The sequence below is a fragment of the Kitasatospora sp. NPDC057512 genome (assembly GCF_042802135.1).
Lineage (GTDB): Bacteria > Actinomycetota > Actinomycetes > Streptomycetales > Streptomycetaceae > Kitasatospora.
Window position 1 is genome coordinate 1 of record NZ_JBHVET010000720.1, and the last position, 4,311, is coordinate 4,311.

Sequence of the window (4,311 nt, forward strand, 5' to 3'; positions counted from 1 at the left end):
CGGCCGGACCTCGGCCGGGCGTCACCAGGCGACGGGCAGCGACCGCATGCCGTAGATGAACGAGTCGGTACGGAACGCCAGCTCGTCGCGCGGGACGGTCAGCCGCAGCCCGGGCAGCCGCCGGAACAGCGTGGCCAGCGCGATCTGGAGCTCGGCACGGGCCAGCGGCTGGCCGAGGCACTGGTGCACGCCGAAGCCGAAGGCCATGTGCCGCCGGGCGTCCCGGTCCAGGTCCAGCTCGTCGGTCGGCAGCCGGTCGGCGCCGCCGAACACCGCCTCGTCCCGGTTGGCGGTGGAGAGCATCGCGATCACGCCCTCCCCGGCCCGGACGGTCGTACCGCCCAGTTCCACGTCCTCCAGCGCCACCCGGAGCACCCCGGTGTGGATGATGGTGAGGTGGCGCAGCAGCTCCTCCACCGCGCCGGGCACCGCGGCCGGGTCGGCCAGCCTGGCGATCTGCTCGGGCCGCTCCAGCAGCAGGGCGGTGGAGAGCGAGATCATGTTCGCGGTCGTCTCGTGCCCGGCGACCAGCAGCAGGAAGCCGGTGCTGGCGACCTCGCGCGGGGTGAGGTCGTCCCGGACGGCGAGCCGGCTGAGGATGTCGTCCCTCGGCTCCTCCCGCTTGCGGGCCGCCAGCGCCTCCAGGTACTCGAGCATCTCGTCCCGGACCTCCAGGCGCCGCTCGATCGTGCTGGTGTTGCTGAGCAGCGTCCGGCTGTTGCCCTGGAAGTACTCGTGGTCCTCGTACGGGACGCCGAGCAGCAGGCAGATCACCAGCGAGGGGACGGGCAGCGCGAAGTCGGCGACCAGGTCGGCCTCGGCGCGGCCCTCGGTCATCCCGTCCAGCGCCTCATCCACGATCCGCTGGATGTCCGGGCGCATCGCCTCGACCCGTTTGACCAGGAAGTCCCCGGTGACCATCCGGCGCAGCCGGGCGTGCTCGGGGTCGTCGAGGTTGAGGAAGTTCGGGTTCTCGCCGATCCGCTCCCGGCTGCCGGCGACCAGCAGCGGGAAGGACGGGTGGCGCAGGTCCGCGCTGAACCGGCGGTCGGACAGGATGGCGCGGACCTCGGTGTAACCGGTGGCCAGCCAGCAGGAATCGCCCTCGGGCAGCTCGGCGCGGCTCAGGTTCGCGGTGGCGGCGGCCTCGGTGTAGGCGGGTGGCGGGCCGAACGGGCAGCCGGCAGAGTGCCGGGCCGGAAGCGGGACGGCGGGCACGGTGGGTGTGCTCGTCAAGGCGGGGTCTCCTTGCGTCGCGATGGTTCTCCGGTGGGGGTGGGGTTGCCGGACGTTCGTCGGTCCTGGGTGCGGTTCCGGCCTGCGGCCGGCCCGGACCGCCGCGCGGTCAGCCGTCGACGGAGGCGGCCCCGGCCTCCGCCGGCCCGTCCTCGACCACGGTGATGGCGCCGCCCGGGCAGAGCTGGGCGGCCAGTCTGAGATCCTCGAACTGGTCGGGCCGGAAGGCGGTCTGACGGAGCCTCACCAGACTGTCGTCGTCGTCCTGGTCGAAGGCCTCGGGAACGTTCGTGACGCACATCCCGGAGCTGCAGCAGCGGTCCCGGTCGACACTCACCCGCATGGTCGGGCACCTCTCGCCAGTGCGCCGCCGGCTGCCCGGCGGCCGCCTCTCGTTGTCATTGCCAACCTAACCGCCGCTGCTCCGTCCACGGAGGGCGCGGTGGCGGGATCGTCGAGAATGGCCGATTCGGCTCCCGTCGGAGCCGCCCGGACGGCGAGGAGGTTTGAACCGACGTTGCCCCAACAGGCGTGCGCCCCAAGGAGGTTCACAGCTTCCGGGTCGCTCTCCGTCGCCGCCCGTTCCCGGCTCAGAGTCCCTCGGCGGCGGCGATCTCCCGTACCGTCGCGACGGTGTCCGCCTCGGCGGCGTCCTTGTCCGGCCGGTAGCGCACCACCCGGGCGAACCGCAGGGCGAGTCCGGCCGGATAGCGGGGGCTGCGCTGCACCCCGTCGAAGGCGATCTCGACGACCAGTTCCGGCCGGACCCGCACCGTCCAGGCGTCCCGTCCGGTCTCCCGGGCCAGCAGTTCGGTGGTCTGCCGGGCGAGCGTCTCGTCGGTCAGGCCCTTGAAGGTCTTGCCGAGCATCACCCACGGGCCCAGCCCCGGCTCGCCCGCCGCCCGGGCGCCCAGGTGCAGATTGCTGAGGAAGCCGCGTCGCCGCCCGCTGCCCCACTCGGCGGCCAGCACCACCAGGTCCAGGGTGTGCCGGGGCTTCACCTTGATCCAGCCCGCGCCGCGCCGCCCGGCCGCGTACGGGGCCGACGGGTCCTTCACCAGCACGCCCTCGTGGCCGAGCGCCAGGGTGTCGCGGAAGAAGGCCAGCGCCCGGTCGCGGTCCCCGGTCTCGGTGCGGGCCACCCGCAGGCCGTCCGGCACCGCCCCGGCCAGCGCCGCCCAGCGCTCCCGGCCGGGACGGTCCACCAGGTCCTCGCCGTCCCGGTGCAGCAGGTCGAAGAAGTAGGCGTCGAGCGGGACCTCGGCGCGCAGCCGGTCCGGGTCCCGCCGGGAGGCGGTCCGTGCGGCGGTCTCCTGGAACGGACGCGGCCGGCCGGCCGGACCGAGCGCGATCGCCTCGCCGTCCAGCACCACCGAACGCAGCGGCAGCGCCAGCGCGGCCTCGACCACCTCGGGGACGCGGGCGGCGATGTCCTCCAGGCCGCGGGTGAACACCGCGACCTCCCCGCCCTCCCGGTGCACCTGCATCCGGATGCCGTCCAGCTTCCACTCCAGCGCGGCCGGACCGGTGCGCTCCAGCGCCGTGGCCACGTCCGGCGCCGAGGCGGCCAGCATCGGCCGGACCGCCCGCCCCACCTCCAGCCGGAACGCCGCCAGCGCCGGCTCCCCGCCGGTCAGCGCCGCCTCCGTCACCGCCCGGGCCGACCCCCGGAACATCAACGCCCGCCGCACCGCCGCCGGCGGCACCCCCGCCGCCTGCGCCACGGCGTCCCCCACCACCGCGTCCAGCGCCCCCTGCCGCAGGTCCCCGACCAGCACCGCCCGCAGGAACCCCTGTTCCTCCGCCGTCGCCCGCGCGAACAGCCCGTGCAGCAGCCGCCGCCGCTCCGCCTGCGCCCCGGCCCCGTGCACCGCCGCGATCCGCTCCAGCTCCCGCTCCACCTCCCGCACCCCGAGCGAGGCCTCCACCGCGGGCCCGGGCAACCCCCGCACCGCCGCCGGCCCGATCCCGGTCCGCAACCGCTGCGACTCCCCGGACAGCAGCGCCACCGCCGCCGCCCCCTCCACCGGCCCCAGCCCCCGCAGACACCCGGCCAACAACCCCGTCTTCGCCCGCCGCCCCGCCTCCGCCGCCACCTCCCGCGACACCGACGCCAACCTCGACAGCCCCGCCACACCACCACCTCCACCCCCCTCAGCATCCGCCCCCACCGCCGCCCCCGCACGACCACGGCCCCCACCCGGAGCCGCCCCGCGCAGCCGCACCCGTGCAGCCGTCACCCAGTCGCGCCTGTTCGGGGCCGGCCCTGCCTACCCCCGGCCCCGGGCGGGTTGGGCTGATCGGGGCGGTGCTGCGTCCGGGGGGTCCTGGGCGGTGAGGCAAGGCGCCGGAGTGGCGTAGCGGGTACGTGGTCTTGGCCGGGGAGGTGATCCGCGGTGGGGCGACGGGGCGTCATGCTGGTGGCTCCTACCGCCCCCTGAGTGATGGAGACCGAGATGAACGACACCTCCACGGCCCGTTGGAGCGTCGGCGTGCCGGAGGCCGGTGACTACCCGGCCTGGCGTGAACTCTTCCGTGGGTACTGCGAGTTCTACCGGGTGCCGATTCCGGAGGAGAAGGCCGAGCTGGTGTGGTCCTGGGTGATGGATCCGGGGCACGAGGTGGCGGGGCTGCTGGTGCGGGACGGGGAGGGCAGGCCGGTCGGGCTGGCGCACTACCGGCCGTTCTCGCGACCGTTGCACGGGGCGGTCGGGTGCTTCCTGGACGATCTGTTCGTGGCGCCGGAGGTCCGGGGCGGCGGGGCGGTGGACGCGCTGTTGGGCCGGCTGCGGGAAATCGCGGCGGAACGCGGGTGGAACACCGTCCGCTGGATCACCTCTGAGGACAATTACCGGGCCCGTGGAAAATATGACAAGGTCGCCAATCAGACCAGGTTCATCACCTACGACATGGCTCCGGAGGCACCGGCCGGCTGAGACCGCGGCCTGACCCCCGGACATTCGTTCGGAATTTTCTGTTATCGGCGCCCCGCCGGGAGGTCTCCCATGTGTCGACACCCGACCAGTCGACCCGGAACAGAAAGCGTGGCCACGTGAACAGCGACGACAGGACGAC

Annotated in this window: 4 protein-coding genes; 1 reads left to right on the top strand and 3 read right to left on the bottom strand. The window is 74.3% G+C overall.

All coding sequences use genetic code 11. From position 1 onward, the window contains the following. Positions 1-21: 21 nt before the first annotated feature. The 3 genes from ACFU6K_RS32540 to ACFU6K_RS32550 form a co-directional block, all read right to left on the bottom strand. Complete coding sequence (locus tag ACFU6K_RS32540) at positions 22-1,236, bottom strand: cytochrome P450 (RefSeq protein ID WP_380669175.1); 1,215 nt, start codon at positions 1,234-1,236, stop codon at positions 22-24. 109 nt (positions 1,237-1,345) lie between these two features. Continuing rightward, the gene (locus ACFU6K_RS32545) at positions 1,346-1,579 is read right to left on the bottom strand and encodes a ferredoxin (protein WP_380669177.1); all 234 of its coding nucleotides are present in this window, start codon (positions 1,577-1,579) and stop codon (positions 1,346-1,348) included. A 247-nt stretch (positions 1,580-1,826) separates the two neighbouring features. Then, positions 1,827-3,371: an ATP-dependent DNA ligase gene (locus ACFU6K_RS32550; protein WP_380669179.1), complete on the bottom strand. Its 1,545-nt coding sequence runs from the start codon at positions 3,369-3,371 to the stop codon at positions 1,827-1,829. Between the two features lie 321 nt (positions 3,372-3,692). Here ACFU6K_RS32550 and ACFU6K_RS32555 point away from each other — a divergent pair, with 321 nt between their 5' ends. Then, positions 3,693-4,172: a GNAT family N-acetyltransferase gene (locus ACFU6K_RS32555; RefSeq protein WP_049661127.1), complete on the top strand. Its 480-nt coding sequence runs from the start codon at positions 3,693-3,695 to the stop codon at positions 4,170-4,172. The last annotated feature ends 139 nt before the right edge of the window (positions 4,173-4,311 follow it).

What these genes read in the sequence shown, in the direction of transcription:
- ACFU6K_RS32545 (WP_380669177.1), bottom strand. Translation starts at nt 1,579, where the DNA reads ATGCGGGTGAGTGTCGACCGGGACCGCTGCTGCAGCTCCGGGATGTGC.
- ACFU6K_RS32555 (WP_049661127.1), top strand. Translation starts at nt 3,693, where the DNA reads ATGAACGACACCTCCACGGCCCGTTGGAGCGTCGGCGTGCCGGAGGCC.